The organism is Streptodolium elevatio (assembly GCF_053592165.1).
This window is the reverse complement of the sequence record NZ_JBSFVE010000015.1, coordinates 203,955-229,973: the sequence shown is the minus strand read 5'-3', so window position 1 is coordinate 229,973 and position 26,019 is coordinate 203,955. Positions and strand designations below refer to the sequence as shown.

Below are 26,019 nucleotides of genomic sequence, written 5' to 3'. Positions count from 1 at the left end.
CAACCGGTTGGCCGCACCGGAGGATCCACGGGTTCCGGCGCGCCTTCAGTTCGCGGAGAACACCGGCAGTTCGTGGACGTGGGCGCGGCCCTGCGGAAGCGCCGTGCGCGCCAGGTCGCCCAGGTGCTCGTGGTGGGTGAACAGCACGATCTGGAAGCGGTCGGCCATCGAGTCCAGCACGTTCAGCAGCGCCCGCGTGCGGCCGTCGTCGAAGGTCATGGCGATGTCGTCCAGGATCAGCGGCATCGTGCGGTCGGCGTCCGCGTAGCGCTCCAGCGTCGCGAGCCGGAGGGCCAGGTAGAGCTGGTCGCGGGTGCCCTCGCTCATCGCCTCGACCAGGACCGGCTCGGTGTCCGGGTCCGCACCGGCGCGCCGCGCCTTGAGGACCGGGCTGCCCTTCTTGGCCTCGGTCTCGGTCACCAGCGCGGTGAACCGGCCGTCGGTCAGGGCCGCGAACAGATCCTGGGCACGCATCAGCACCGGGTCCTGGTTCTCCCGGCGGTACTCGTCGATACAGCGTTGCAGGACCACCCGGGCCAGTTCGAGGCGCACGTACTGCTCGACGTCCACGGCCAGTTCGGCGACCTGGGCGGACGCCGCCTCCTGCGCCTGGGCGGCACGCGCCGAATCGTCGATGGCCGCCAGCACCTGGCGGACGCGGCCCAGCTCGGTGCCCGCGGCGTCGTACGCGGCTTGCGCACGCTCCACGTTCGTGGCCAACTGGAGGAGTTCGGCGTCCAGGTCGGCGGGGGTCCAGTCCCCGGCCAGCCGCTCCAACTCGGCGACCGGCATACCGCTGTCGCGCAGCAGCCCTTCGACGGCGGCCAGTTCGTCGCCGGTCTCGCGCAGGGCGACGGTACGCGCCACCGCCTCGCGCAGCGCCGCGGTGTCGGCCACACCGACCGCCGAGACCAGCGCGGCGAGTTCGCGTTCGGCGGCCTCGGCGACCGCGTCGCCGTTCTCGATCCGGCGACGCAGCCGCTCGGCCTGGGCGGCGTGCAGTTCGCGGGCGTCGCGGGCCGCGCGGGCCCGGGACAGCGCCTCGTGGTGCTCGGCGACCTGGCTGAACCGAGCGGCACCCGCGGCCGGTTCGCTCTGCCACGCGGTGGCCAGCAAGCCCGCCAGCCGCGCGTCGAAGTCGGCGATCCGGTCCGCCGATTCGTCGCGACGCCGGGTGGCCTCCGCGACGGCAAGTGCCTCGCGTCCGACCTCGGCCAGCGTGTCGACGGCCGCCGCCAGGCTCTCCGGCTCGTAGCCGTCCGCGTATCCGTCCAGGTCCAGATCGCGGACGACCGCCGCCCAGACCACTTCCCAGTCCGCCCGGGCCTTTTCGGCGCGGGCCAGGTCCGCCCGGACGTCCTCGAGGTCGGCGGCGGCGGACCGCTCCTTCGCCTCGGCCTGCTCGCGGGCCCGCAGCGTGTCGGCCACGGCGGTGACGCGCAGGTCGGCGAGGCCGGTCAGCTCGCGCAGCGCGGTGGCCGCGGTGGATTCCCCGGACCTCGCCAGCTCCGCATGGAAACGCGTGACGAGCTCCGCCTCCCGCTCGCGCAGCTCACCCAATGTGTGTGCCGCGGCGGCGGATTCACCCACGACATCGACGAGTTCCACGATGCCGTCGAGCAGCTGGCCCGCCGCGGCAGGCTCGGGAACGGCGATGCCGAGCGCGGACCATTCGGTCCACAGCGCCGGCCAGTCGGCGGCGGCCTGCTTGCCGCGCTCGACCAGGACCGCTTGCTCGTCGGTCAGCGACAGCATGCGCGCGCGGTCCCGCCCGACGCCGACTTCCAGTTGCAGGCGCCGCACCGACTCGCTCGCCTGGCGGCGGATCCGGTCGGCGAGTTCGTCCGCGCGTGCGACCGCGCGCTCGAAGGCGTCAGCTGTCGCGTCTGCCGTCGCGGCATCCCTCGCGGCGTCCGCCGGGCCGTCCGTGGCCTTCGCCGAGCCGTCCGTGGCCTCCGCCGAGCCGGTGCGCCCGGCCGTCCGCAGCGCGGTCCACAAGGCGTCCCGGTGTTTGCGGGCGGCACGCAGCTCGTCGTCGGTCGGGGGTGTGTCGCCGCGCAGCAGGACTTCGAGGTCGGCCTCGGCCGTCTTGAGGCGCTCGGCGGTGTCGTCGCGGCGGCCTGCGACGGCTTCCGACTCGGTGCGCAACTTGTCGATCCGGGCCCGGTGTTCGGCGATCAGTTCGCGCGCGGGGCGGGGGAGGCGTACCGCGTCCGCGTCGCCGACGGCTTCCAGGCCGTGCCGGGCGCGGGCCGCCGCGGCCTTCGCGGTGGTCTCGGCGAACCGCTGCTCGTGCCGGGTGATGTCGGCGGCCAGGCCTTCCGGGACGGAGCGGAGCAGCGCCCGCAGAGCCTCGGCGTCGCCGACCATGGGCATGTCGTCGAGGGCGGCGCGGGCCGACTCCCACTTGCCCTCCCGGCGTATGACCTGTTCGCGGGCCGCGGACAGGGCGGTGTCCAGCACGGTCAGGTCGCGGCGCAGGCCGGCGATGCGCTCGGCGACACCAGGACCCAGCGCGTACGCCTCGGGGTCGTCGACCGAGCGTCCGGGGCGCACCCGGTCAAGGAGCTCCTGCGCGTTCCTCCGCAGCCCCCACAACTCGTCCTCGGCACGGGCGAGTTGGGCGGCCGCCTCGCGCACCGCGCTGACGTCGGCGTGCAGGGCCTCGATGGTGTCGCCGTGGTCGAGGTACACCGTGTCGACCTGGAGCGAGGCGAGTTCGGCCTCGGCCTCGCGCAGGGCGGCGCGGTCGTGCTCGGTGTCCGTGCGGGCCTGGCGCAGGCGCTGGGCGGCCCGGTCTAGTTCGTCGACGACGTCGTCGCCGACGACCGGTCCGGTGCCCGCCAACCTGTCCCGCTCGGCACGCAGTTCGGCGCGCAGCAGGAGTTGTGGAAGTGCGGCGCGCACCTGGCCGAGCCGGGCCTGCCCGGCCCTGACCTCGCGCAGGTCCCCCTCCAAGCGGCCGTATTCCTCCTCGGCTCGGGTCACGGCCTTCTCTGCGACCGCGAAGTCCCGGGGGGCGAGCTCGTGTTCCTTGACCTCGCGGCGCAGTTCGCCGAGCCGTTTGAGGGCCGTGTTGATCTTGCGCTTGCCGTTCGGGCGCCACAGTTCGCCGGACTTCTCGATGAGCGCGTCCTGCACGTCGGCGAGCCTGCTGCTGGAGCGCGACTCGAAGAGCGCACGGCCGACGTCGCCCTTGCCGTCCAGCAAGTCCTGTCCGCCCGCGCGGAGTTCGTCGTGGTCCATGGCGAACACCTGGGCGAACTCCTGCGCTCCGATGTCGGCGAGGACGCGGACCAGGTCGGCTTCGGCGATCGGCGTGCCGTCGGGCGCGCACAGCGAGTTCTTCAGCCGCTTGTGCCGGACGATCTCCAGGTGTTGTCCGCGCGCGTCGCGCAGCAACCCGCCGAGGCGCATCGCGGACATCACATGCACGAAGTCGAAGGTGCTGCGGTGGTCGATGCCGTACAGGAGTTGTCCGACGGCGTAGCGGGCGGTGGACTTGCCGGCCTCGTTCGGGCCGCTCACCAGGTGTACGCCGGGCGCCGAGAGATCCAGGCTCCGGTCCGTGAAGCAGCCGAACGCGGTCAGGTCGAGCCGGTCGATCCTCACGCCGTCCCCCCGTTGCCTTGGCCCCGCCCGCCGCCGACCATCGCCGCGAGCAGGTCGACCGCCTCGTCGAAGACCCGGGCCCGCCACTCCGGATCGTCCACGCGCACGCCGTCGGAGTCCACCGTGGCGCCGACCCCGCGCAGGCCGGGCAGGCCGCGGATGAGGCGTTCGAGCGCCGCTTCGTCCTCGCCTATCGCCGCCGCGGTGGTACGCAGGTCGCCGAGCAGGCCGACCAGACCGCCCGCGGCGTCCGGTTCGGTCGCGTGCGTCGTCGCGGCCCGCACCTTCTCGACCCAGACGTCGTCCAACTCACAGGCAGCAGCTCGGAGTTCGTTTTCTATGCGGTCGTGGTCCCGCCACAGCTCCTCGTGTGCGTCCGAGGGGCCGACGAAGCTGACGCGTACCGCGAGCGGACGGCCGTCGGCGCCCCGCACGGCCTCGCGGATGCCCTGCTCGGCAAGGCCGAGGGCGGCGTCGACGTCGGCCGCGCGCGAGCCGTCGACCTCGACGTGCGCCCAGCGCACGACATCGAGGTCGCGGTGCTCGGTGGTGAGGATTGCGCCGTCGGCGCTGATGAGCGTGGCGCCCTTGGCCCCGGTCTCGCGGGCGTGCCTGCCCTGGAGGTTTCCGGGGAAGACGATCCAGGGGTCGCCGTCGCGCACGACCTGGCGGGCGTGGATGTGTCCCAGGGCCCAGTAGTCGTAGCCGCGCGCGATCAAGTCCTCGACACGGCAAGGCGCGTACGTCGCGTGTCCGTCGGCGCCTTCCAGCGCGGTGTGCAGCAGGCCGATGTTGAGGTATCCGTCGCGGGCCTTGGGGTACGCGGCGGCCAGGTTGTCCATCACGGCCTGCTCGGCGAACCCCTGCCCGTGTACGGCCAGTCCGATGTCGTCGTACTCGATCGTTTCGGGCTGTGCGGTGCTGAAGCGGTGCACATTGTCCGGCAGCCGCAGTTCCTTGGTGATGCGGCTCTGCGCGTCGTGATTGCCGGCCACCATGCAGACGGGTATGCCCGCCTCGCGCAGCCGCTGCATCTGCGAGCCGAAGAACAGGCCGGTGCGGTAGTCCTTCCAGTCGCCGTCGTAGACGTCGCCGGCGAGCAGCACCGCGTCGACGCGCTCGTGCAGCGCGAGGTCGACCAGGTTCTCCAGCGCGCGGCGCACCGCGCCGCGGAACTCCTCGGCGGGAGCGCCCGGGTAGCGGGACAGGCCCTTGAGCGGGCTGTCAATGTGCAGGTCGGCAGCGTGCAACAGCTTCATCCGGCCGCTGACCCTCCATCCGGGCGGTTGATCCACGAGTCACCCAGGATAGGCGTCGCGGCGCCGGAGACCGGACGGTTTGCGGATTCGCCCCCGGTTACGTGGGCAACTCCAGGCGCGTGCCGGGCAGCAGGTGGTCGGGGTTGGGTCCGATCACGTTCCGGTTGATCTGGTAGACGGCGTCCCAGCCGCCCGGCACCGAGAACTTGCGGGCGATCGAGGAGAGCGTGTCGCCCTGCTGGACCACATAGCTCGTGGTGATCGGCACCGAGTACAGGTCGAGTTTGCGGGCGCACTGCGGCCAGGCGTCCCAGCCCTGCCAGCGCAGGATCTTCTCCGCGATGGTGATCTGCTGGCGCTTGGTGGCCTGGTGCGGAAGCGGCGCGTACACGCGGCCCCCGGCCTCGTCCCAGGTGGACGGCAGGATTTGCAGTCCGCCGTAGTAGCCGTTGCCGGTGTTGACGTTCCAGCGGCCGCTGCTCTCGCACATGGCGAGCCGGTCCCAGGTGGCGTCGGGCACCGCGTGTGCCGCGGGGGCCGCGAGGACACCCGCGGCCAGCGACAACAGGGTGACAACGGTCAGGTACGCCGATGATCGGACAATCCGTCGGTACATGACTCCCGACGCTAAGCACGCCCGCGCGCTTCACCGCCGATTGCGCGCGCACCACGCCGTACGGTCACCCCCACGGCCCAATTAGCCCGGATTTAGTGAGTTTTGTCCGAATACCTCCGGACATCCGGGAATCCGCGCGCAGTTCCGCTGTCAGCCCAGGCCGCTGGGAAGGTCGAAGTCCGGCGGGATCAGGCCCGAGGGGATCTCGATGTCGGACGGGACCAGGCCGCTCGGCAGTCCGCCGCCGGGCAGTTGCGGCCCACCGGTCTCCTGCTGGTCGCCGGGCTTACCGTCGCCGCCTCCGTCATCCTTGCTCACCAGGATGACCACGGTCACGATGACCGCGATGGCGACGAGCGCCAGGACCACGGTGATGAGCGGGTTGCGCTTGCGGCCCCCGGGCGGCGGACCGGGCTGGTTCGGATCCCCGTAAGACTGCTGACCATATGGCTGTTGCTCATACTGACCGTACGGTTGCTGCTGGCCGTAGGGCTGCTGCCCGTACGGTTGCTGGCCGTACGGCTGTTGCCCGTACGGCTGTTGCCCGCCTTGGCCTGGGCCGGACTGACCTGGCTGGCCGGGCTGACCTGGCTGCCCGGGTTGACTGGAATGCCCCGGTTGACCGGGCTGGCCCTGTTGGCCGTAGGGGTTGCCGGAGCCGCCATAGGGCGACCCGCCGTACGGCGGCGGTTCCTGGTGCGACACGTCTCCACTCCCCCACGACGACCGGCCCCCGTGCGCCACGGCGCGTACCCGCACTTCTGCCGGCATCTCCGCAACCTCATGCTGTCACGAACAACGTCCTCCCGTCGGGTGAAGTCCCCGGACATTACGTCGCCTTGCCCGTGGAGGCGCGAGCCGAGGAACGGTGCGGAGGGCGGTCCTGCCACCACCGAGCCGACACGTCGGTACCGTGGGGCGGATGAGTGGCCTGTCGGATCGTCGGATCGGGTCCGCGCAGGTCAACAAGCCGGTGCTGCATGTGTCGGCGGTCGCCGTCGCGGGCGTCGTGCTGCTTTTGTCGCCTCCCGGCCGCGCCGCGCTCGACACGGCACCGCTGGTGTTCGCGGCGATCGGCCTTGTGCTGCTGGATGTTGCGGTCGGCGGTGGGCTCCGCGGCGGGTCCCGTGTCCAGGAACTCATCAGGGAGCGCACCGAGAAGCGCAACGAGCGCGCCCCTGGCCGCATCCGGCGCATGTCCGGCATGGCGCATGGTGCCGCGACCGGACTTGCCGCGGTCTTCGACCCGGTCGCGCTCGCCGTGCTCCCCGTTCTGTGGCTGACCGGGCGACGGCGGCCGGCGATGCTCGGCGGCGGCGTCGCCGTGCTCGGCATCGTGCCGGCGTCGCTCGCCGACGGGCTGCCCGGGTCGTCATGGCGGCCGCTCCTGACGGACCGTCACCTGGCGGGCGGCGACCCCGACGCGTCGCTGCACGGCATGCTGCTGCGGATCGCGGGGCAGCACACGCACGGCGTCGTCGGCGCGGACACGCCGGTGATGACGCTGGCGTGGCTGATGCTCGGAGCCGCGGTCGTCGTGGTCGCCTCACTGCGCGCGGCCCGGTTCCACGCCGAGGGCCAGCCGTTGCTCGCGGTCGCCGTGGCCACCGCCGCGGGGCTCGCCGTACTGCCGGTGGCGTGGACGTACGAACTCCTGTGGCTGCTCCCGGCCGCCGTCGGCCGGGCCGGCGGACGCCCGGAGGACCGCCCGGTCTGGCCCCTGCTGATCCTCGTCGCGGCGGTGGTCGAACGGGATGTCGTCGACCCGCGCCTGGGCACGTCGTTGTCGGCGGTGTTCGGCAACGTCCCGACGCTGGTCGCGCTGGCCGCCGCGTGCGCGGTGCCGTTCCGGCACCGCGAGGACCCGCACTGGCGGGTGCACCGGGCCGCCCCGCCGCCGCTGCCGCCGGGACGGCGCGCCCTGCTGCCCGGCATGGCGCGACCGGTCACCCGGCCCAACCTGGTGCTCGACCTGATGCTGATCCGGGCCGGCTACTGGGTCTACCAGAACATCCGCGGGGACCTGCGCACTTCCATCCCGAAGCAGCGCGAGCAGGCCGTCGAGAACGCGCGGCACATCGTCAAGATCGAGCAGTTCCTCGGCATCGACGTCGAGGCGGCGGTCAACCGCTGGTCGCTCAGGTCGACGCGACGGTTCGAGCTGATGCTCGACTACTACCGCGAGCTGCACTACGTCGTGCCGGTCACCGTTCTCGCCTGGCTCTACATATGGCACCCGACGCGCTACCGGGCCGCCCGGACCGTCCTCGCGTTCACCACCGGCCTCGCGCTCCTGGGCTACTGGCTCTACCCGCTGTGCCCGCCGCGGCTGTTCCCCGGCAGCGGCATGATCTCGTCGCTGCCGGGCGGCCCGCGCAGCTATACGGTCGCGGTCCACCTGGTGAACCCGTACGCCGCAATGCCGTCGCTGCACTTCGGCTGGGCGCTGTGGTGTGCGGTCGCCGTCGCGTGCGTCGCCCGGTCGCCCTGGCTCAAGGCCGCCGCCGCGCTGTACCCCTGCGCGACCCTCTACGTGATCGTGGGCACGGCCAACCACTGGGTCCTGGACGCCGTCGGCGCGGCCCTCTCGGTCGGCATCGCGGTGCTCGCCCAGCGCGCGCTGACCGGGCGCCGGCTGCGCGACCCCGTGCCGACGTTCCTGGCCCGGCTGGGCACCGCGCCGGCCCCGCGACACGGGACCGAAGTCCCGCCGAAGACCGGCTCCGGCGTACCCGCGGCGCGTACCGTGGGCGCCGTGGGCGAATCGGATGAAGCGCTCACGTCACGGTGAATCCGGCGAATCGGAGACGTCATGGCACGGCCGCGAACCTGGCAGGAGATGCGGGACTCGACCATCGACCTGCTGGTCCGGCGGACCGGCGAGGGCCTCGATGTGTGGAACCGGCGGGTGCGCGACAGCGGTGTGCGGGACGAGGCCGCGCTGCGCGCCTGGCTCGACGAGCGCGACCTCGGCGGATACCCGCAGTCCCTGCTGGTCTGGGAGCGCTTCGGGTACCCGGAGTTCCTGACCGCGAGCGCGGACGACCTGCTCGCCGGGCAGTACGACGACCGCCCCGAGCTGCGCCCCGTCCTGGACGCCCTGCTCGTGGTCGGCACCTCGATCGCGGACACGGCGGTGCAGGTCCGCAAGACCTACGTGACGCTGGTGAGCCCCAAACGGCAGTACGCCCTGATCCGCGCGACCACGCGGGACCGCCTCGACCTCGGCCTGCGGCTGCCCGGTGCCGCGCTGCGGAAGCCGCTGCTGCCGGCCCGCGGGCTCGGCAACGACACCATCAACGTGCGTGTGCCCCTGCACGCCGTCGAGGACGTGGACCAGGACGTCGAGGAGCTGCTCGAGCGCGCGTATCAGGCCAACGTTTAGGCCGACGTTTTAGGCCGACGTCTGGCCGACCGCCGGACGGCGTGCCGTACGACCCGTCGGCCGGCGTCCGGACCGACCGGCGACGCCTCAGGGCTTGGCGAGCGGCTTGACCAGCAGTTCGAACTCCAGATCGGCCCGCTGCGGCAGGCCGAAGCGCTCGTCGCCGTACGGGAACGGCGTCATGCGGCCGGTCCGGGCGTAGCCGCGGCGCACGTACCAGGCGATCAGGTCCTCGCGCTGCCGGATCACCGTCATGTGCATCTCGCCGCTGCCCCAGTCGACGACCGCCGCCCGCTCGGCCTCGGCCAGCAGCGTGCGCCCGAGCCCGCCGCCCTGCTGCGCGGGGTCCACCGCGAACATCCCGAAGTAGGCGACCCCCTCCGCACGGCGCTCCAGCTGACAGCAGCCGAGCAGTTTGCCGTCCCGGAACGCGAGCAGCATTCGGCTGTCCGCACCGTTCACCACGTCGGCGACGCCCTCGGGGTCGGTCCGCTGCCCTTCCAGCAGATCGGCCTCGGTGGTCCAGCCCCGCCGACTGGAGTCGCCGCGATAGGCCGACTCGATCAACGCGACCAGGGCCGGGACGTCCTCGGCCGTGGCCGTCCGGAAGTGGGTCTGCGGGCCGGCCGCGAGCCCGGCTTCCGGTTGGTTTTCCGGCTGGTTTTGCATGGTCCTCCGTCCGCCGCGGGCACTCATCGGTTCTGCGGCTCGTTGTCCGCTGGTCGAGAATACGGGGGACGCCGCCGCGTGTCGGGCGGTCGGCTTTTCGATCCGTCCGGGCAAATGACATGGTGTCCGGAGCGGGAAATCGGCATGGACGGTACGAACTACCAGGAGAAACCGCACATGACTCGGACGGGGGGCTGGAACCTTTCGGACATACGGACCAGGATCCCCCTGGCTCCGGCGGCGCTCTGGATCCTCGCTGCGTCGCTCGCCGTCCGGCAGGCCGCCCACACGCTCAGCCTGCCTCCCGGACGGCGACTCGCCGACCTGGAGACCTGGCTGGGCACCGACGGCGTCCTGCACCTGCCCGGTTCGCTGTACGACGCGGACGCACACGGCAAGCCGTTCTCCGGCACGCCGTTCGCCGGCCTGGTGCTGCGCCCCCTGACGAACGCCGCCGAGCAGACGCTCGGCGTGGTCTGGACCATAGGGACGCTGCTGATCGTGGCGGCGGTCGGCGTCCTGGTGGCCCGCAGCATCACCGCCACGTCGAGCCGCCGGGCCCGCCTGCTCGCCGCACCGGTGCTGATCTCGCTGATGGTCGTGTCGCTGCCGGTCCGCGGCAATCTCAGCCTCGGCCAGCTCAGCCTGCTCCCGGTGCTGCTCGTGCTGCCCGCGTGCCTGGCCCGCGACCCCGGCAGAGGCGCGGGGGCGGCCGCCGGTGCCGCCATGGCGCTGCAACCGGTCATGGTGCTGTTCGCCCCTTTCCTGTGGTTCACCGGACGCCGCAACGCGGCTCTGGCCTCGGCGGGGACGTTCGCCGCCGGAACCGCGCTGGCCTGGGCCGCCATGCCGCAGGACTCGTACAAGTACTGGGTGCACCACGTCGCGGGCGCGGGCCTGGGCGGCGTACCGGACGCGCTGTCGAACCAGTCGCTGCACGGGCTGCTGCTGCGGCTCGGCCTGGAAGGGCCCGCCGAGTACGCGGTGCTGGTGGCGCTCGCGGTGCCGCTGGTCTGGTTCGGCCTGCGCCGCGCAGTGGCGTACGCGCTGGACGGCCAGACCGTGCTGGGCGCCGCGCTGATCGGCTGCATCGTGGTCGCGGTGTCGCCGGTGTCCTGGCGGCACCAGCAGCTGTGGATCCTGCTCGCGGCCGTCGGCCGGCTGGGCAAGGGCCGCGCCGACCGCCTTGTGTGGCCGCTGATAGTCGCCGCCGTGATGATCTTCAACAGCGAGCAGTTGCTGCCCGGCAACCTGTCCGCGGCCCGCACGGTCGCCGACAACGCGCCGCTGCTGCTGGCGGTGCTGGCTGCGGTCGCGATGCCGTTCCTGAAGCATTCGTCGCCGCACTGGGTGGCCAGGACGCCGGAACTGGCCGCCCCCGGCCGCACCCCCGGCCGACGCGTCCCGCTACTGGCCGACGCGCTGCGGGTGCTGTCGCGCCCCAACCTGATACTGGAACTGATCCTGATCCGGGTCGGCTACTCGTTCTACTCGTTCATCCGCGCGTCGGTCCCCGACCAGCGCACGGTGGCCGAGGCGCACGGCCGCCAGATCATCGACATCGAGAAGTTCCTGCACATCGACATGGAGTACCGGCTCAACCACCTCACGGCCGGGCTCGACTGGCTCAAGAGCTTCTGCGGGTTCTTCTACGAGACGTTCCACTTCCTGGTGCCGCTGAGCCTGCTGGCCTGGCTCTACATAACGCGTCCGGCGCAGTACCGCTCGGCGCGGACCGTGCTGTGCGTCGCGACGGCGACCGGGCTGATCGGGTTCTGGCTGTACCCGCTCGCGCCGCCGCGCCTGATGCCGGGCTACAACTACATCGACACCGTGCACGGCCCGCAGGACCTGGCCAATCCGGACTTCGGGGCGCTCACCAACGTGTCGAACCAGTACGCCGCGATGCCGTCGCTGCACGTGGGCTGGGCGCTGTGGTGCGGCCTGGTCATTTTCTTCATGGCACCCAAGGGGTGGATGAAGGCGCTCGGCCTGCTGTACCCGCTCACCACGACGTTCGTGGTCATGGCGACGGCGAACCACTACATCCTGGACGCGGCCGGCGGCGCGGCGGTCATCTCCATCGGCCTCGTGGTCCAGTACCTACTGACCGGGCGCAGCGCGTTCGCCGACGTGGGACCGGACTCGCCGCCGGTGGCGAAAGTCCCGGATCAGGATGAGAACACGAAATTTCGCAAACTACCCATCGCTCGCCAAATGCGATGACACACCGAGGTATTGCCAAGCTTTTGCCGACGTTCCCCGCAACCACCCGGGCAGTCGAGCGGTAGTCACGGTGGCCGATCCGGAGACCGGGTCGGCCACCGTTCAGCGTTCGACTCTCGACCTGCGAGGAGCACGATGACGCACATCAAGCGCCGCGTCGCCCAGTCCGCCCTGCTGATCGCCGCGGCGGGCATGGCGCCCTTGTTCGGCGCCTCCAGCGCGCACGCCGACTCGCCGCTGGGCGGCATCAGCGGGATGAACGGGCTGAGCACGCCGGACGCGACGACCGTCACCGACCAGGTCCCGGGTGCGACGCAGACGCTGACCGGCACCGGCAAGTCGACGGGCAAGGCGGTGCAGAGCGGCGTGCCCGCCGCGGCCAACGGCGCCTCGAACACCACCGGCAAGGCGGTCCCCGCGACCAAGGCCGTCGGCCAGGGCACCGCCGCAGCGACGCCGCCCGCCGCCAACGTGACGCCGGACGCCGCGACGGCCGTCCCGCCCGCGAAGCCGGCTGCCGCCCCCGCCAAGAAGGTCGCCCCGGCACAGCAGACCATCGAGGGTCCGGCCGGCCCGGCCACCGCTCCGGCCGCCCAGGTCAACGCCCCGGTGGCGGCCCCCGCTGCCCCGACGGGCGCCCTGCCCGCGCTCCCCGGCGTCGGCGGCGGGCTGCCCGGCCTCGGCTGACGGCTGACGGCTGACGGCTGACGGCCCTGGGCGACGCCCCGCCCACGAGCCCGGCTCCGGCACCTGGCCTGCCCCACCCCAGGTTCCGCGCGGTCCGCAGCTCGGCCGGAGGGTCAACCACGGAGACCCTCCGGCCGGGACGCGTACCCGCCCGAACCCGCGTCTGTGGTCCGGCACCCGCCAAGGTGCCGGACCACGGCGGTTGTTCGGGTCCGACGCCCGGCCACGCCTTGGGGCGGAGAGCACCCGCGCGCCCGTCATACCCGTGAACGAGGCGATGTCCGCCTCTGTGCTCACGAGCGGAATCCGGTCGGAGCCCTAGTCTCGGAGGGTCCGAAAACTCGCGACAATTCGCCCGGACGGTCTGGCATCACCACGGATCGGACCGGGCATTCGCCTGCCATCGCCCGTTCCGAGGAGCCGTCCCCCATGTGCCCTGCCCAGCCTCCCGCCCGGACCACCCGATCGGCGGTGGACGGGTGAGCGGCAACGGCAAGGCCGCGAGCGAACCGCGCACGCGGCGCGAACGCGTCCAGCACATCTCGGCCCGCGTACTCGTCTGGTACCTGCGGCTCGTCGGCGTGTTCGACCTGCTGGCCGCCCTCATGGTGCCGCTGCGCACCCGCGTCCGGCGGCACGACACCGGTGAGTACTACACGCCGTTCCTGCTGACCGCGAGCTTCACGATCGCCGCACTGGCGATCTTTCTCGCCGTCATGCTCAACCGCCGCAAGCGCGCGGCCTGGGTGTTCACCGCGATCCTGCTGGTCCCGACCTTCGCGTTGTACGCCGTGGCGCTCGCCTTCCACGACTTCCGGCAGCACCCGTTCAACTGGGTCTCGACCGCGGTCTCGCTGGTCCCGTTCGTCGCGCTGTGGCTCGGCCGCGCCGAGTTCTACGCCAAGGGCGAGCGCGGCAATGTGGCCAAGGCGAGCGCCGTGCTGCTCGGCGGCCTGTCGCTGGTGATCCTGCTCGGCGCGACGCTGGTCTCGCTCACCGACCGCCTCGACGAGGCGAGCATGGGCGAGCGGGTCAAGTACACGATGCTGCGCATGTTCACGCTGGCCCGCGAGAGCGCGTACGACAACATCTCGGTGCCGCGCGCGACCGACATCACCATCAACGTCGCGGCCGTGGTGCTCTTCCTGCTCATCCTGTACGTGTTGTTCCGCGCCCCCAAGGGCCGCGAACTGCTCTGCCCCGACGACGAGGTCAAGCTCCGCGACCTCCTCGACAAGTGGGGCGACCGCGACTCGCTCGGCTACTTCGCGCTGCGCCGCGACAAGGCCGTCATGTGGTCGCCGAGCGGCAAGGCCGCGATCGCCTACCGCGTGGTGGGCGGCGTCTCGCTGGCGGCGGGCGACCCGATCGGCGACCCGGAGGCGTGGCCGGGCGCGATCGAGCCGTGGTTGGAGGAGGCCCGCGAGAACGCGTGGGTCCCGGCCGTGATGGGCGCCGGCGAGGAGGCCGGCACCATCTACGCACGGCACGGCCTCGACGCGCTCGAACTGGGTGACGAAGCGATCGTCGAGGTGGCGGAGTTCAGCCTGGAGGGCCGGGCGATGCGGGTCGTGCGGCAGGCGTACAACCGCGTCAAGCGTGCCGGGTACACGACGCGCATAAGGCGGCACGAGGACATCCCGATGGCCGAGATGAGCGCGCTGCTCGACCTCGCGGACCGCTGGCGCGACGGCGAGACCGAGCGCGGCTTCTCGATGGCCCTGGGGCGTCTCGGCGACCCGGACGACGGCCGCTGCATGATGGTCGAGTGCACGGACGGCGACGGGCAACTCCGGGCGCTGCTCAGCTTCGTGCCGTGGGGGCCGAAGGGCATCTCGCTCGACCTGATGCGCCGCGACCGCGAGTCGGAGAACGGCCTGCTGGAGTTCATGATCCTGGACGTCATCGGGCAGGCGAAGGACCACGGCATCGAGCAGATCTCGCTCAACTTCGCGATGTTCCGGTCGGTCTTCGAGCGCGGCTCGAAGCTCGGCGCGGGCCCGGTGCTGCGCCTGTGGAAGGCGGTGCTGACGTTCTTCTCGCGCTGGTGGCAGATCGAGTCGCTGTACCGCGCGAACGCGAAGTACCGGCCCATCTGGGAGCCGCGCTACCTGGTCTTCCGCAAGGCGAGCGAGCTCCCGCGCATCGGGCTGGCGTCCGCCCGCGCGGAAGGCTTCCTGGCGGCGCCGAGCCTGCCGTCGCTGTTCGGCCGCCGGCATGCCGAGGGCGTCGCGCAGATGGCCGAGACGCAGCGCGCCGCGGCGGCGGCGAAGGCGCGGGCCGCGGAGGAGCGCAAGCAGCCCGCCAAGGCCGGCGGCGGTAGCGGGGACCGGCAGGACTGACGTACGGCGCCGTCCCGTGCGTACCTTCCGAAGACGTGTGAAGGGCCCGACAGCGCCGGGCCCTTCACCGTTGCCACTGGTCTTGGCCGGTCATGCGGCCGCCTGGCGCACGCGGCCTCGCGGCTCACGCGACTCTCGGCTCACGCGGCCTTGCGGGTCAGACGAGGCGCTTGATCTCGCCGTGCGCCCGGTAGAAGCCGCCCTGGGCGGACTCCCGCACGCCCTCGACGACGTACCGCGCACCCGGGATACGCATGTTCTTCGGGAACTGCACGTTCCAGCCGGCCTCGTAGCCCGCCGAGACGACGTGCACGCGCAGGCGCGAACCGACGCTGACGCACTCCACGATGATGCCGTCGCCCGCGTCCGAGGTGGTCTCGACCTCGGCGCTCGGCACCACCGCGTCGAGGGTCGCGAGCTTGACGTCGCGGACCTCGGGCACGGTCCCGGCCTCGGCGGCGTGGATGGCCGCCTCGCTCACGTCGATGCACGCGAGCTGGCCGCCGGTGGTCACGATGTAGAGGCGCTCCTCGTGGTACTGCATCGAGTACGCCGACCCGCAGCCGGTGCCGAGCTTCCACAGCCGCGTGCCGTCGGCCTTGAAGCAGTAGACCGACGACGAGCTGTCGCCCGCGAACACGTACTCGCCGTCGCGCGCGGTCGCGCAGCTGAAGACCGAGGCGTTGCAGTCGTAGGTGGCGAGCATCTCGCCGTCGGACTTGCGGATGCGGTGCACCTTGTTGCCGGAGGTGCCCGCGTACACGTCGTCCTTCTCCTGCCAGCCGAAGAGCACCGAGCCCTTGGTCGGCTGGTACCACAGGCGCTCGCCGGTGGCCTTCGAGAAGCCTTCGACGCCCGCGGAGTGGCCGTGGTAGACGGCGTTGCCGTCCACGCGGACCATCCACGCGCCGGTGCCCTTGCCGCGCTCCGCCCACAGGGACTCGTCCTCGTGGTCGATCGTGGTGATGCCGCCGCCGGCGTCGGACACGCCGAGCGTGCCGTCGTGGATGTCGACCCAGTAGATGTCGATGTTCTCGGCGATCTCGTACGCCAGGCGCGGTGCCTTGCCGCCGATGTCGTAGACGTTGCCGTCGTCGCAGCCGGCGTAGATCCACGACTCGTCGCCGACGATGCACTTGACGCCGTCGGGCAGCTGGTAGCGGTTGGTGACCTCGCCCTCGTGGGTCAGCGACCACACGTCGCCGCGCTCGTTGCCGACCATGGCGCGCTCGCCGTCGACGAAGACGCCGAAGGCCGCCGCCCCCGAGTTGTACTTCCACAGCACCGGCGCGCGCTTGACGTTCGACGGCGTACGCGAGGCCGAGGTGCCCTGCGACGGGATGGACCGGCGGGTGACCGAGCGGCGCTTGCGCACGCCGCGCACCGCTTCCTCGTAGCCCTTGCGCTTCTTCTCGGCGAGCTTCTTCGCGGCGGCCGCGGCGGCCTTCTCGGCGGTCGGGTACGGCGTGGTGGTCGCCTTGCCCGGGTCGCCGATTCGGCCGTACGTGATCGTGACATCCGTGCCGGACACGACGACCTCGTAGAACTTGTGCGAGCCCCCGCCGTCCTCGGACAGCTCCAGGTACGACGTCGAGTCGGTCATGGCCGGTCACCCCTTGGCATGGTTTGTGATGTCTTGTGCGCCGCGCGCGGTCGGGAAGTGTCGCCGACCGCACAGGAGTTGACTCCCACCCCCGGGTGCGGCGACGCCCCGAGCCTAAGGGGAGTGGCCGACAGCCCGCTGAGGTCGGGGGTGCATCGTGCCGCGGGGCCCCGCCGTACGACGCCGTCCTGGCCGGTCCGGGCCGGTGGAGCCGGTCGCGGCAGTACGCCGATCGCCGCCGGACAACCGTTCACTCGTCCGGCGCACTCCCCAAGGAGGCCCGCGCGGCTACTCCCGCCGGAGCACCGGGCCGTGATCCGGCCCTCCCGGCGAACGACGTTTCAGGCCGCACGTGGGGGTTAGTCTCCCCTCACCCGACCGCATTCCGATCATCATCCGATCATCGGTGAAGTCGGCGGGTACCGCGGCCGGGCTTCCGCCGACCGCCGCCGAAGTCCTGCGTGGGTTGGAGATTGTGTGACCGGGCAAGCCTTCGCGCCTCAGTGGCCCGCCGCGCTGGGCGCCCGCCCCGCGGGCGAGCGGCTGGCACGCGTCCGCCGTTCTCCGCACTTCGTCGACGGTGCGTTCCGCAACCCCGTGCCCACGCGGCGCATGTCCGACGGCGCGATGCGCCTGATGCTGCGCCAGCAGCGTGCCGCCGCCGGCCTGCGGCGGCCGACCGGGCCGATCCCGCTGACCCCGCGCCGGGCCGCCGACTACGACGTGGCGCCGGAAAGCGGCCTGCGCGCGACCTGGCTCGGGCACGCCACCGTCCTCGTGGAGATCGACGGCCGCCGGGTGCTGTTCGACCCCGTGTGGAGTACGCGCTGCTCGCCGTCGGCGGCGTTCGGCCCCGCCCGGATGCACGCGGTACCGCTGCCCTGGGCCGAACTGCCGCCGCTGGACGCCGTGGTGATCTCGCACGACCACTACGACCACCTGGACATGGCCACCGTCAAGGCGCTCGCGCGGCGCGACACCCGGTTCGCGGTGCCGCTGGGGCTCGGCGCGCACCTGGAGCGCTGGGGCGTACCGCCGGAGCGGATCGTCGAACTGGACTGGCACGAATCGGCGGACATCGAGGGGCTGTCGTTCACGGCCACCCCGGCGCGGCACTACTGCAACAGGGGTGCGCGCGTCCTCGGCACCGTCCTGTGGGCGTCGTGGGTGGTCGGCGGGCCGGAGCACCGGGTCTTCCACAGCGGGGACACCGGGTACTTCCCCGGCTTCGTCGACCTGGGGGACGCCTACGGGCCGTTCGACCTCACGATGATCCAGGCCGGCGCGTACGGGGACGCCTGGCCCGAGGTGCACCTCAACCCCGAGGAGGCCGTGCGGGCGCACCTCGACCTGGCCGGCGACCTGCTCCTGCCCATCCACTGGGGCACGTTCGACCTCGCCCCGCACGCGTGGCACGAACCGGTGGAACGCGCCGCGGCCGAGGCGGCGCGCCTAGGCGTACGGCTGGCCGTGCCGCGCCCGGGCGACTTCCTCGAACCGGCCGTCAACTGGGACGGCGGAGACTGGTGGCGCCCGATCGCCCCGGAAGGCGCGATCCGCGTCGTCGCCGACCCGGACCGGGACACGCCCGGCCCGGCAACGCACCCGTCGGCGCCCACGGGCGGCGGCTCGGCGCACGGCCGTCCATCGGGGACCGCGGAGGAGCCCCCGGTGGACGAACCCCCGGTCAGGGAACCGGTGGCGGGCTGAGCCCCGGACGGCCCGCACGCCGCGTGACGCGTGCGGTGTACGTCACCGCCAGACGTCCAGGCGGGCCCCTCGCGGAAACACCACGACCGGGACCCCGGCCGAGCGGATGATCTTGGACGACACGTCGCCGACGAACACCCGGGTCAAGGGCCCGGCGTCGCTGACCGAGCAGACCAGGAGTTCATCGGCCCAGTCGGCGCCGCTCAGGGCCGACGGGATGTCGTCGCCTTCCGCGAGTTCGACTTCGGCGGCGACGCGCGGCCCCAGGCTCTTGGCGGCGTCGTCCAGGTCCGTGAGCATCTGGTCGCGGGCGACCTGGAACATCTGTTCCTCGACGCCCGCATGCTGCAGGCCGCCGAAGAAACGCTTCGGGCGGGCGAGCACGGTCAGCAGCCGCAGCCGGGTGCCCAGGCGCGTGCTCAGCAGCGTCCCGCACATCAGGGTGGCCGCGGAGCGTGCGGAGCGGTGGAAGGCCAGGGTCGTACGCGACAGCCGTTCCGGCACCGCGGCCGAATAGCCCCACGGCGCGAGCGCGACGGGGACCGGGGATCCGTGCAGGAGTTGGTCCGCGGTGCTGCCGACCGCGACCCGCCCGTGGTGGCCTTCCGGTGCGGAACCGACGACGACCATGGCGGCGCCCCGGCGTTCGGCCAGTTCGCCGAGGCCGCGGCCGCTGCCGCGGTGCGCGTGCACGGTCCGCCGGTAGGGCACGTCCGGGGCGACGACCTGGAGGCGGCGCAAGGCGCCGTCGAGGATCTGGTCCGCTTCCGCGCGGAGGAAGGCCGCCCATTCGGCGTCCACCGCACCGACGGGGGTGCCGGGCCACGACTCGGGCTGCACGTACGCCAGCGTGACGCCCCAGCCCAGTTGCCGGGCCAGGACGCCGGCGAGAGCGACCGCGTCGTCGCCGCGGTCGTCGGGCATGCAGCCGACCACGATGCTCGGCACCGAAGGGTCCCGCGTCGCACCGCTCATCGCGCCAGTCACCGCCTCGCTCGTCTCGCCGCTCGTCTCGCCGCTCGTCGCATCGATTGTCGCCCCGCTCACCGCCGTGGCTCCCGTACCCCGCCCGGGCCCGCCTCCCAGGTCTGGTCGCGCCATCGGGAGTGCCGGTAGCCGTAGAGCCAGTAGACCAGCAGTCCGACGGCGAGCCAGCCGGCGAAGACCGCCCAGGTCTTGGAGTCGAGTTCGGAGATCAAGTAGGCGCAGAAGCCGACGCCCGCAATCGGGGTGAGCGGGAACAGCGGCGTGCGGAAGCTGCGCGGCAGGTCGGGCCGCGTGCGGCGGAGCACGATGACGCCGACGTTCACGATGGCGAACGCGAACAGCGTGCCGATGCTGGTCGCTTCCGCGAGGTACTTCAACGGGAAGATCGCCGCGATGACCGCCACGAAGAGGCCGGTGATCAGGGTGTTCGCGACCGGGGTCTGGGTGCGGCGGTCGATCTTGGCGAAGACCGGCGGGATCAGGCCGTCGCGGGACATCGCGAACAGGATGCGGGTCTGGCCGTAGAGCACGGTCAGCACGACGCTCGCGATGGAGATGATCGCGCCCGCCGAGAGGACGGTCGCGGCCCACGAGCTGCCGGTGACGTCGCTCACGATCCTCGCGAGGGTGGCCTCGGCGTCCTCGAACTCGCCCCAGGGCATGGCCCCGAGCGCCGCGAGGGCGACCAAGACGTACACGATCGTCACGATGAGCAGGGAGAAGAGGATCGCCAGCGGCAGGTCGCGGCGCGGGTTCTTGGCCTCCTCACCGGCCGTGGACGCGGCGTCGAAGCCGATGTAGGAGAAGAACACCTGCGACGCGCCCGCGCTGATGCCCGCGATGCCGAGCGGCGCGAACGGGCTGAGGTTGCCGTCCTCGAACGCGGTGAAGGCGATCGCGCAGAAGAAGGCCAGGGTCAGCAGCTTGATGAAGACCATGACGGTGTTGGCCTTGGCGCTCTCCGACACGCCGCGCACCAGGAGGATGGTGGCGAGGGCCACGACCACGACGGCCGGGATGTTGATGACGCCGCCGCTCTCGCCCGGTGGGTTGGCGATGGCGGCCGGGAGGCTCACCCCGAAGGCGGAGTCGAGGAGTTCGTTGACGTACTGGCCCCAGCCGACCGCGACGGCGGAGATCGACACGCCGTACTCGAGGAGGAGGCACCAGCCGCAGACCCAGGCGATGCCCTCGCCGAGGGTGGCGTACGCGTAGGAGTAGGAGGAGCCGGAGACCGGGATGGTCCCGGCGAGTTCGGCGTACGAGAGGGCCGAGAACAGGGCGGTGACCGCCGCGAGCACGAACGACAGCATGACGGCCGGGCCGGCCTTGGGCACGGCCTCGCTGAGCACCACGAAGATGCCGGTGCCGAGGGTGGCGCCGACGCTGAAGAAGGTCAGCGTGAGGAGGCCCATCGTCCGCTTCAGCCCGGTGCCTTCGGCGCCGTCCACGCCGCCGTGGCCGCTCTCCGCGAGGATCGCGTCCACCGGTTTGGTGCGCATCACCCCGAAACGGGGTTCACGGTGTTGCACGGACAAGTGCGACCTCCCCGCAGGAGCCAGGACGGCGGACGTCCGGGAGCGGGTGTCGGTGCCCCGGCGTGTGTCGGCCGTCGGGGCTCAAGGAAGCCCCGAAGAGGAATCATTGCCCGATTGCGATGCTTTTTCACGTATGACGACCTGTTTGATGACATATTTCCCTCAGAAAGGAGGTGCCCGACCGGGCCGGGAGCGGCGATATCGGCCGAACTCCCCGGGAACGAGCGAGGAACCGTGTGCGAACTACATCTGTGCGGCCCTGATCAGGCGTAGCATCAGGCCCGTCACCGAGCCCTGCCGCCACAGGTCTGTCCGTCCCGACCCACCCGCCCGACCCGCCCGTGCGTGCCGACCGCCTTCGGCGCGCGCCGCCCGGCACGAGAAAGCACCGGTACACACCTGAGGAGGCCCCTGGTGACCACGGGCGCCAATCCGCCCCTGTTCACGGTGCGGGTCACGGTCCCCGCACCCGACCGCGCACGTGTGCACGTGGGCGGTGAGATCGACATGGACAGCGGACCGCGCATCGAGGACCTGATGGTCCGACAGATCGCGGACGGGCGCGTACGGATCGAGGTCGACCTCGGATCCGTCGAGTTCATGGACTCCAGCGGCATCCACATGCTGTTACGGGTGCGCCGCCAGGCCCAGGACGCGGGCGGTGGCCTCGACGTACTGGCCGCCGGACCGCGCGTGGTGCGCCTCCTGGAGGTCACCGGGCTCACCGAGATCCTGCCGGTGCCGCGCCGCGTGCTGCCGGCCCTGGACGCCGACGCGGGGACGGCGACCGGCTCGTACACCTGGAACCTGCGTACGGACGCCTGGTGGTGGTCTCCCGAGACCTACCGCATCCTCGGCCTCGCGCCGGGCAGTGTGCGGCCCAGCACCGATCTGGTCCTCGGCCCTCTCTTCCGGATCCTGCCGGGTCCACGACGCCTGGCCCGCACGCTCGCGGCGTTGCAGGGGCTTGCGGGTACGACCGAGTGCGAGCGCGCCGGCCCCGGTGGCTCCCCCAAGCCCTGTGCCTTGCGGCCGCACGCACCCGACACCTCGGGTCACCCGGCGAGTTCCACGGAGGAGGACCTCGGCCTGCGCCAGCCGGACGACGTCACGGCCGAGGAAGTAGCCGAGCCGCGGCCCGAGGTCTCCTCGGCAGCCCGGGTCGGCGGCGAGCCCTTCACCTCGCGGCACCGCCTCCTGCTCGCCGACGGAAGCGTGCGCACCGTCGCCGTGGTGGGCGAGGTGACGCTCGACGCGTCCGGCGAACCCGTGCAGATGACCGGCTTCTTCGTGGACGTCAGCGACGGCACCGAGGACCGGCCGGACGCGGGACCGGACCTGCCGCCCGGCGCACGCTGACCCGGAACCGGGCCGGCCCGACCGACCTCCGCCGACCGCGTGCCCGGCCACCCGGCGCGCGTCGACCCGGCCCGCTTGCCACAGACTGGACCCGTCGCGCCCGACGTGCGACGGCACCGGAGAAGGAGTGGCAGGCGTGGACGTCGAACGGTTCGCCATGCTCGTCGGCGAGCGGCTGCGTCGGCCCCGCCGCAACGAGCGCCGGTCGCGCGGCGAGCGGCTGGCCGACGCGCTGGCGTCGCTGGTCCGTTCGGGCGATCTCCTGGCGGAGACCCGGCTGCCCTCCGAGCGTGCGCTCGGCGCGGCACTCGGCATGAGCCGGGGCACGGTCGCCTCGGCGCTGGACCAACTTGCGGCGGACGGGCTCGTCGAACGGCGGCACGGCAGTGGGACGTACGTACGCCCGGTCGCGGCCGTGGACCCGCCGCCACCCGGGTCCGGCCCCGATGGCGCCCCTGACTCCGGCACCGGCCCCGGGACCGACCCGCGTACCGGCTCCGCGTCGCGCCGCGACCCCTCGGCCGACACCCCGGAGCCGATCTTCAGCCGCTGGATCCGCGAGGGCACGGTCGTCGTCGACCTCGCCAAGTCGGTGGTGCCCGACGCGTCGCTGCTGCCGCGCCTCGACCTGACCGTCGAGGACCTGCTCGACGTGCACCCGGCCGACGGATACGGCCTGCTCGGCGAGACCCGGCTCCGCGAGCTGCTCGCCGAGCACCCCGCGCCGCCCGGCTACGGCCCCGACCGGCTGCTCGTCGTCGCCGGCGCGCAGCAGGCGCTGCACCTGACCGCCGACACGCTGCTCGCGCCGGGCGACCGGGTCCTGGTGGAGCAGGTGACGTACCCCGGACTGCTCGCCGCGGTCGAGCGCTTCGGCGGCGTGCCGGTGATCGTGCCCGGGGACCGGTACGGATGGTCGCCCGACGCGTTCGCCGAGGCCGTGGAACGGCACCGCCCGGCCTTCGCGTTCACCATGCCCGTGCACAACCCGACGGGTGCCGTGGCCGCGGACCGGCGCGTGCGCGCGTTGGCCTCGGTCGCCCGGGAGGCCGACACGCTCCTGGTCGAGGACCGCTCGCTGGCCGACCTGGTGCTCACCGACGGACCGCCTCCGCCCGTGCCGTCGGCGGCGGCCTACGCTCCCGACCACACGGTGTGCCTGGGCTCGTTGTCCAAGACGATGTGGGGCGGTCTGCGGGTGGGCTGGATCGCCGCCCACGAACCGGTGTTCGCGCGGTTCGTGCAGGCGAAGAGGCGTACAGATCTGGCCACTTCGGCGCTCGACCAGCGGTTGGCCGTCGCGCTCCTCGCCGATCCGGGCGCCGCCGGGCGGCGCGACGCCTGGCGGCGGGACCTGCGCGTACGCCGAGACCACCTGGCCGACCTGCTGGCCGGGCAACTGCCGGAGTGGTCCTGGTCTTTGCCCGCGGGCGGGATGTCGTTGTGGGTACGTCTCCCGGGCGCGGACGGCGAGGCCTTCGCCGACACCGCCCGGCGGCACGGCGTGGCCGTGTCGCCCGGAGCGGTGTTCGGGCCGCCGGGCGGCACCGCTGCCGCGGACCGGATCCGGCTCAGCTTCGGCTGGCCGGAACCGGTCCTCGCGGAAGGCGTCGAAATGCTCGCCACCGCTTGGGCGGAGCACCGCTCACGGCGGTAGTGCCGTCCTGCTTCCGCTCGGCCGCGCCGTCGCGCCCTTCGGTGGAAGCCGTCAGCGCTCCCCGGCACCGACCGGTTCCGGCAGCGGCGGCGCCAGCGGCTTGTCCGGCGGGTCGACGGCCAGGTGCGGCAGACGCTTGTCGAGCCACTGCGGCAGCCACCAATTGGCCTTGCCGAACAGGTGCATGACCGCCGGAACCAGCACCATGCGGAGCAGGAACGCGTCGAGCGCCACCGCACCGGCGAGTCCGAGCCCCGCCATCATGCCCTCGCGGTCGCCGCTCAGGACGAACGAGCTGAAGACGCAGATCATGATGAGCGCCGCGCAGTTGATGACGCGTCCCGTCGCGGCCTGACCGGCGCGCACCGCACGGGAGTTGTCCTTCGTGTGCACCCACTCCTCGTGCATGCGGCTGACCAGGAACACCTGGTAGTCCATGGACAGCCCGAACAGCAGCGGCAGCATGATCACCGGCAGGAAGGACACGATCGGCCCCTCCTTGCCGAGGCCCAGCAGGTCCATGCCCCAGCCCCACTGGAAGACCATCACCAGCAGGCCGAACGACGCGCCCGCCGCGAGGAGGTTCATGACGGCGGAGGTCAGCGGCACCAGCAGGCTGCGGAACGCCACCAGCATCAGCAGCGCGCCGAGTCCGATGATCAGCGCGATGAAGGCCGGCAGGCGGTCGCCGATCACCGCCGCGAAGTCCTTCTGCACCGCGGTGTCCCCGCCGATGTGCACCTTGAGTGTGCTGCCCGCCGCCGCGTTCGGCACGGTGTGGTCGCGCAGCCGGTCGATCAGTTTGTCGGTCGCCTTGGCCTGCGGCGACGTCGTCGGCACGACCTCGATCACACGGGTCGACGCCGCCAGGCCGGACAGGTCGGCGGGCACCGGCATTTCGACGGCGCGGACCACGCCGGGAGTGCGGCGTACCTCCTCGACCAGGGTGTCCAGTGCCTGTCGGTCCCGCTCGCCACCGAGTTCCGCCACCATCAGCAGCGGGCCGTTGAAGCCTGGGCCGAAACCCTCAGCCAACAGGTCGTACGCCTGCCGCACCGTCTGCGAAGGCCGCTGGTTCCCCTGGTCGTTGGCACCCAGTCGCAGCCCGAACACCGGAATCGCCAGAGCCGCCATCACGGCGATCGCGACGGCGCCCAGCAGGCGCGGACGGCGTTGCACCCACGAGGCCCAGCGCACCGCGCCGCGGCCGGCCTCGTCGTCGCCGAGTTGGGCCCTCTCGTCGCCGGAAGCGGCCGCCAGGGCCCGGCGTTCGCGGCGGCTGAGGGTGCGTGGCCCGAGCAGACCCAGCATCGCGGGGAGCAGGGTGGCCGCCGCGAGCACGCTCAGCAGCACGATCAGCGTGGTGGCGATCGCGATGCCGTTCAGGAAGTCGATGTCCACCGCGAAGAGCGACAGCAGCGCGACACACACGGTGCCGCCCGCGAACAGCACCGCGCGGCCCGAAGTGTCGAGCGCCCGGACCGCGGCTTCCTCCGGAGTGAGGCCCGCCTTGAGCCCGTTGCGGTGCCGCGTGACGATGAACAGCGCGTAGTCGATCGCGACGCCGAGGCCGATCAGGCTGCCCAGCAGCGAGGCGACATCCGGGATGTCGACGACATGGCTGAGCAGCATGATCCCGGCGAAGCCGGTGCCGACCGCGAAGATGCCGTTGAGCAGGGGCAGAAGCATCGCGAACAGCGATCCGAACGCGAAGAACAGGATCACCCCGGCCGCGAGCACGCCGACCCCCTCGGCCAGACCGGTCGGCGGCTGCTGGGCGAAGGCGATTGCCTGGCCGCCCAGTTCGACGCGCAGTCCCTCGGTGCGTGCGTCCTTGGCCCGGTCGATCACCTTCTCGGTGTCGGCCTCGTCCAGTTCGTAAACCTGGAGGACGAAGGTGACCTGGGCGTACGCGATGCGGCCGTCGGCGCTGACCTGGCCGGCGCCCTCCGGCTCGTACGGGCCCACCACACGGCCCACGTCGGGCATCCGGGAGATGTCCGCCAGCGCCGCGGACATCCGCTCGCGGACCGCGGGGTCGTGGACCGTCCGTCCCTCGTCGACCTGCCACACGATGGTGTCGACGTCGCCGGAGCGGTCCGGGAAGGCCGCACGCATCCGGTCGTACGCGTCCGACGACCCGGTGCCCGGCAGGCTGAAGACGTTCGAGTACGCGCTGCCCGCCACCACGCTCGCGCCGACCGTGCCGAACAGGGCGGCCACCCAGAGCAGCACCACCGCCCATCGGTGTCTGAGACACCACCGCGCCCACGCCGCCATGTCGTTCCCCTTCCGAAGTGCTTGTGCGCCCACATTCGGTGGCACGGCAGAGGCGGTTCGTGGGTGGGGGCCGGACTCACAAGAAGCTC

Annotated in this window: 17 protein-coding genes; 8 read left to right on the top strand and 9 right to left on the bottom strand. The window is 72.3% G+C overall.

Annotation, left to right across the window (positions count from 1 at the left end; genetic code table 11):
- Nucleotides 1–45: 45 nt before the first annotated feature.
- From ACWD12_RS26505 to ACWD12_RS26490, 4 genes are all read right to left on the bottom strand, one after another.
- Nucleotides 46–3,612, bottom strand: coding sequence for an AAA family ATPase (locus tag ACWD12_RS26505; RefSeq protein WP_450101634.1), 3,567 nt, complete (start codon nt 3,610–3,612; stop codon nt 46–48).
- On the bottom strand, nt 3,609–4,871 hold the full coding sequence (locus ACWD12_RS26500; RefSeq protein ID WP_450101633.1) for a metallophosphoesterase family protein: 1,263 nt from the start codon (nt 4,869–4,871) through the stop codon (nt 3,609–3,611). The genes ACWD12_RS26505 and ACWD12_RS26500 overlap by 4 nt, the downstream gene beginning before the upstream one ends.
- A gap of 97 nt (nt 4,872–4,968) precedes the next feature.
- Nucleotides 4,969–5,487, bottom strand: coding sequence for a transglycosylase family protein (locus ACWD12_RS26495; protein WP_450101632.1), 519 nt, complete (start codon nt 5,485–5,487; stop codon nt 4,969–4,971).
- A gap of 150 nt (nt 5,488–5,637) precedes the next feature.
- On the bottom strand, nt 5,638–6,192 hold the full coding sequence (locus ACWD12_RS26490; RefSeq protein WP_450101631.1) for a hypothetical protein: 555 nt from the start codon (nt 6,190–6,192) through the stop codon (nt 5,638–5,640).
- Nucleotides 6,193–6,409: 217 nt separating this feature from the next.
- On the opposite strand from ACWD12_RS26490, the gene ACWD12_RS26485 reads away from it, so the two are divergent.
- Both ACWD12_RS26485 and ACWD12_RS26480 read left to right on the top strand, forming a co-directional pair.
- Nucleotides 6,410–8,278, top strand: a complete 1,869-nt coding sequence (locus ACWD12_RS26485) for a phosphatase PAP2 family protein (protein ID WP_450101630.1) — start codon at nt 6,410–6,412, stop codon at nt 8,276–8,278.
- A 21-nt stretch (nt 8,279–8,299) separates the two neighbouring features.
- The gene (locus ACWD12_RS26480; protein ID WP_450101629.1) at nt 8,300–8,872 is read left to right on the top strand and encodes a DUF5655 domain-containing protein; all 573 of its coding nucleotides are present in this window, start codon (nt 8,300–8,302) and stop codon (nt 8,870–8,872) included.
- Between the two features lie 87 nt (nt 8,873–8,959).
- On the opposite strand, the gene ACWD12_RS26475 is transcribed toward ACWD12_RS26480, so the two are convergent.
- Nucleotides 8,960–9,541 (bottom strand): GNAT family N-acetyltransferase, encoded by a 582-nt coding sequence (locus ACWD12_RS26475; RefSeq protein WP_450101628.1) that lies wholly within the window; start codon nt 9,539–9,541, stop codon nt 8,960–8,962.
- A gap of 177 nt (nt 9,542–9,718) precedes the next feature.
- On the opposite strand from ACWD12_RS26475, the gene ACWD12_RS26470 reads away from it, so the two are divergent.
- The 3 genes from ACWD12_RS26470 (at nt 9,719) to ACWD12_RS26460 (ending at nt 14,796) form a co-directional block, all read left to right on the top strand.
- On the top strand, nt 9,719–11,767 hold the full coding sequence (locus tag ACWD12_RS26470) for a bifunctional glycosyltransferase 87/phosphatase PAP2 family protein (protein WP_450101627.1): 2,049 nt from the start codon (nt 9,719–9,721) through the stop codon (nt 11,765–11,767).
- Nucleotides 11,768–11,902: 135 nt separating this feature from the next.
- Entirely contained in the window at nt 11,903–12,454 is a 552-nt protein-coding gene (locus tag ACWD12_RS26465; protein WP_450101626.1) for a hypothetical protein, read from the top strand.
- 479 nt (nt 12,455–12,933) lie between these two features.
- Nucleotides 12,934–14,796 carry a phosphatidylglycerol lysyltransferase domain-containing protein gene (locus ACWD12_RS26460; protein WP_450101625.1) on the top strand — a complete coding sequence of 621 codons (1,863 nt, stop codon included), beginning with the start codon at nt 12,934–12,936 and terminating at the stop codon, nt 14,794–14,796.
- A gap of 157 nt (nt 14,797–14,953) precedes the next feature.
- Here ACWD12_RS26460 and ACWD12_RS26455 read toward each other — a convergent pair whose 3' ends face one another.
- Complete coding sequence (locus ACWD12_RS26455; protein ID WP_358351236.1) at nt 14,954–16,399, bottom strand: WGR domain-containing protein; 1,446 nt, start codon at nt 16,397–16,399, stop codon at nt 14,954–14,956.
- Nucleotides 16,400–16,876: 477 nt separating this feature from the next.
- On the opposite strand from ACWD12_RS26455, the gene ACWD12_RS26450 reads away from it, so the two are divergent.
- Nucleotides 16,877–18,109 carry an MBL fold metallo-hydrolase gene (locus ACWD12_RS26450; RefSeq protein WP_450101624.1) on the top strand — a complete coding sequence of 411 codons (1,233 nt, stop codon included), beginning with the start codon at nt 16,877–16,879 and terminating at the stop codon, nt 18,107–18,109.
- Between the two features lie 42 nt (nt 18,110–18,151).
- Here the strand turns inward: ACWD12_RS26450 and ACWD12_RS26445 are convergent, their stop codons facing one another.
- Nucleotides 18,152–19,156 carry a universal stress protein gene (locus tag ACWD12_RS26445; RefSeq protein ID WP_450101623.1) on the bottom strand — a complete coding sequence of 335 codons (1,005 nt, stop codon included), beginning with the start codon at nt 19,154–19,156 and terminating at the stop codon, nt 18,152–18,154.
- A complete protein-coding gene (locus ACWD12_RS26440; protein WP_450101622.1) occupies nt 19,153–20,598 on the bottom strand; it encodes an amino acid permease in 1,446 nt (481 codons plus the stop codon). The genes ACWD12_RS26445 and ACWD12_RS26440 overlap by 4 nt, the downstream gene beginning before the upstream one ends.
- Before the next feature lie 450 nt (nt 20,599–21,048).
- On the opposite strand from ACWD12_RS26440, the gene ACWD12_RS26435 reads away from it, so the two are divergent.
- Nucleotides 21,049–21,993, top strand: coding sequence for an anti-sigma factor antagonist (locus ACWD12_RS26435; RefSeq protein WP_450101621.1), 945 nt, complete (start codon nt 21,049–21,051; stop codon nt 21,991–21,993).
- 136 nt (nt 21,994–22,129) lie between these two features.
- On the top strand, nt 22,130–23,650 hold the full coding sequence (locus ACWD12_RS26430) for an aminotransferase-like domain-containing protein (RefSeq protein WP_450101620.1): 1,521 nt from the start codon (nt 22,130–22,132) through the stop codon (nt 23,648–23,650).
- A gap of 51 nt (nt 23,651–23,701) precedes the next feature.
- Here the strand turns inward: ACWD12_RS26430 and ACWD12_RS26425 are convergent, their stop codons facing one another.
- The gene (locus ACWD12_RS26425; RefSeq protein ID WP_450101619.1) at nt 23,702–25,930 is read right to left on the bottom strand and encodes an MMPL family transporter; all 2,229 of its coding nucleotides are present in this window, start codon (nt 25,928–25,930) and stop codon (nt 23,702–23,704) included.
- Nucleotides 25,931–26,019 lie beyond the last annotated feature (89 nt).

What these genes read in the sequence shown, in the direction of transcription:
- ACWD12_RS26500 (WP_450101633.1), bottom strand. Translation starts at nt 4,871, where the DNA reads ATGAAGCTGTTGCACGCTGCCGACCTGCACATTGACAGCCCGCTCAAG.
- ACWD12_RS26495 (WP_450101632.1), bottom strand. Translation starts at nt 5,487, where the DNA reads ATGTACCGACGGATTGTCCGATCATCGGCGTACCTGACCGTTGTCACC.
- ACWD12_RS26485 (WP_450101630.1), top strand. Translation starts at nt 6,410, where the DNA reads ATGAGTGGCCTGTCGGATCGTCGGATCGGGTCCGCGCAGGTCAACAAG.
- ACWD12_RS26480 (WP_450101629.1), top strand. Translation starts at nt 8,300, where the DNA reads ATGGCACGGCCGCGAACCTGGCAGGAGATGCGGGACTCGACCATCGAC.
- ACWD12_RS26475 (WP_450101628.1), bottom strand. Translation starts at nt 9,541, where the DNA reads ATGCAAAACCAGCCGGAAAACCAACCGGAAGCCGGGCTCGCGGCCGGC.
- ACWD12_RS26470 (WP_450101627.1), top strand. Translation starts at nt 9,719, where the DNA reads ATGACTCGGACGGGGGGCTGGAACCTTTCGGACATACGGACCAGGATC.
- ACWD12_RS26465 (WP_450101626.1), top strand. Translation starts at nt 11,903, where the DNA reads ATGACGCACATCAAGCGCCGCGTCGCCCAGTCCGCCCTGCTGATCGCC.
- ACWD12_RS26455 (WP_358351236.1), bottom strand. Translation starts at nt 16,399, where the DNA reads ATGACCGACTCGACGTCGTACCTGGAGCTGTCCGAGGACGGCGGGGGC.
- ACWD12_RS26440 (WP_450101622.1), bottom strand. Translation starts at nt 20,598, where the DNA reads ATGCGCACCAAACCGGTGGACGCGATCCTCGCGGAGAGCGGCCACGGC.
- ACWD12_RS26425 (WP_450101619.1), bottom strand. Translation starts at nt 25,930, where the DNA reads ATGGCGGCGTGGGCGCGGTGGTGTCTCAGACACCGATGGGCGGTGGTG.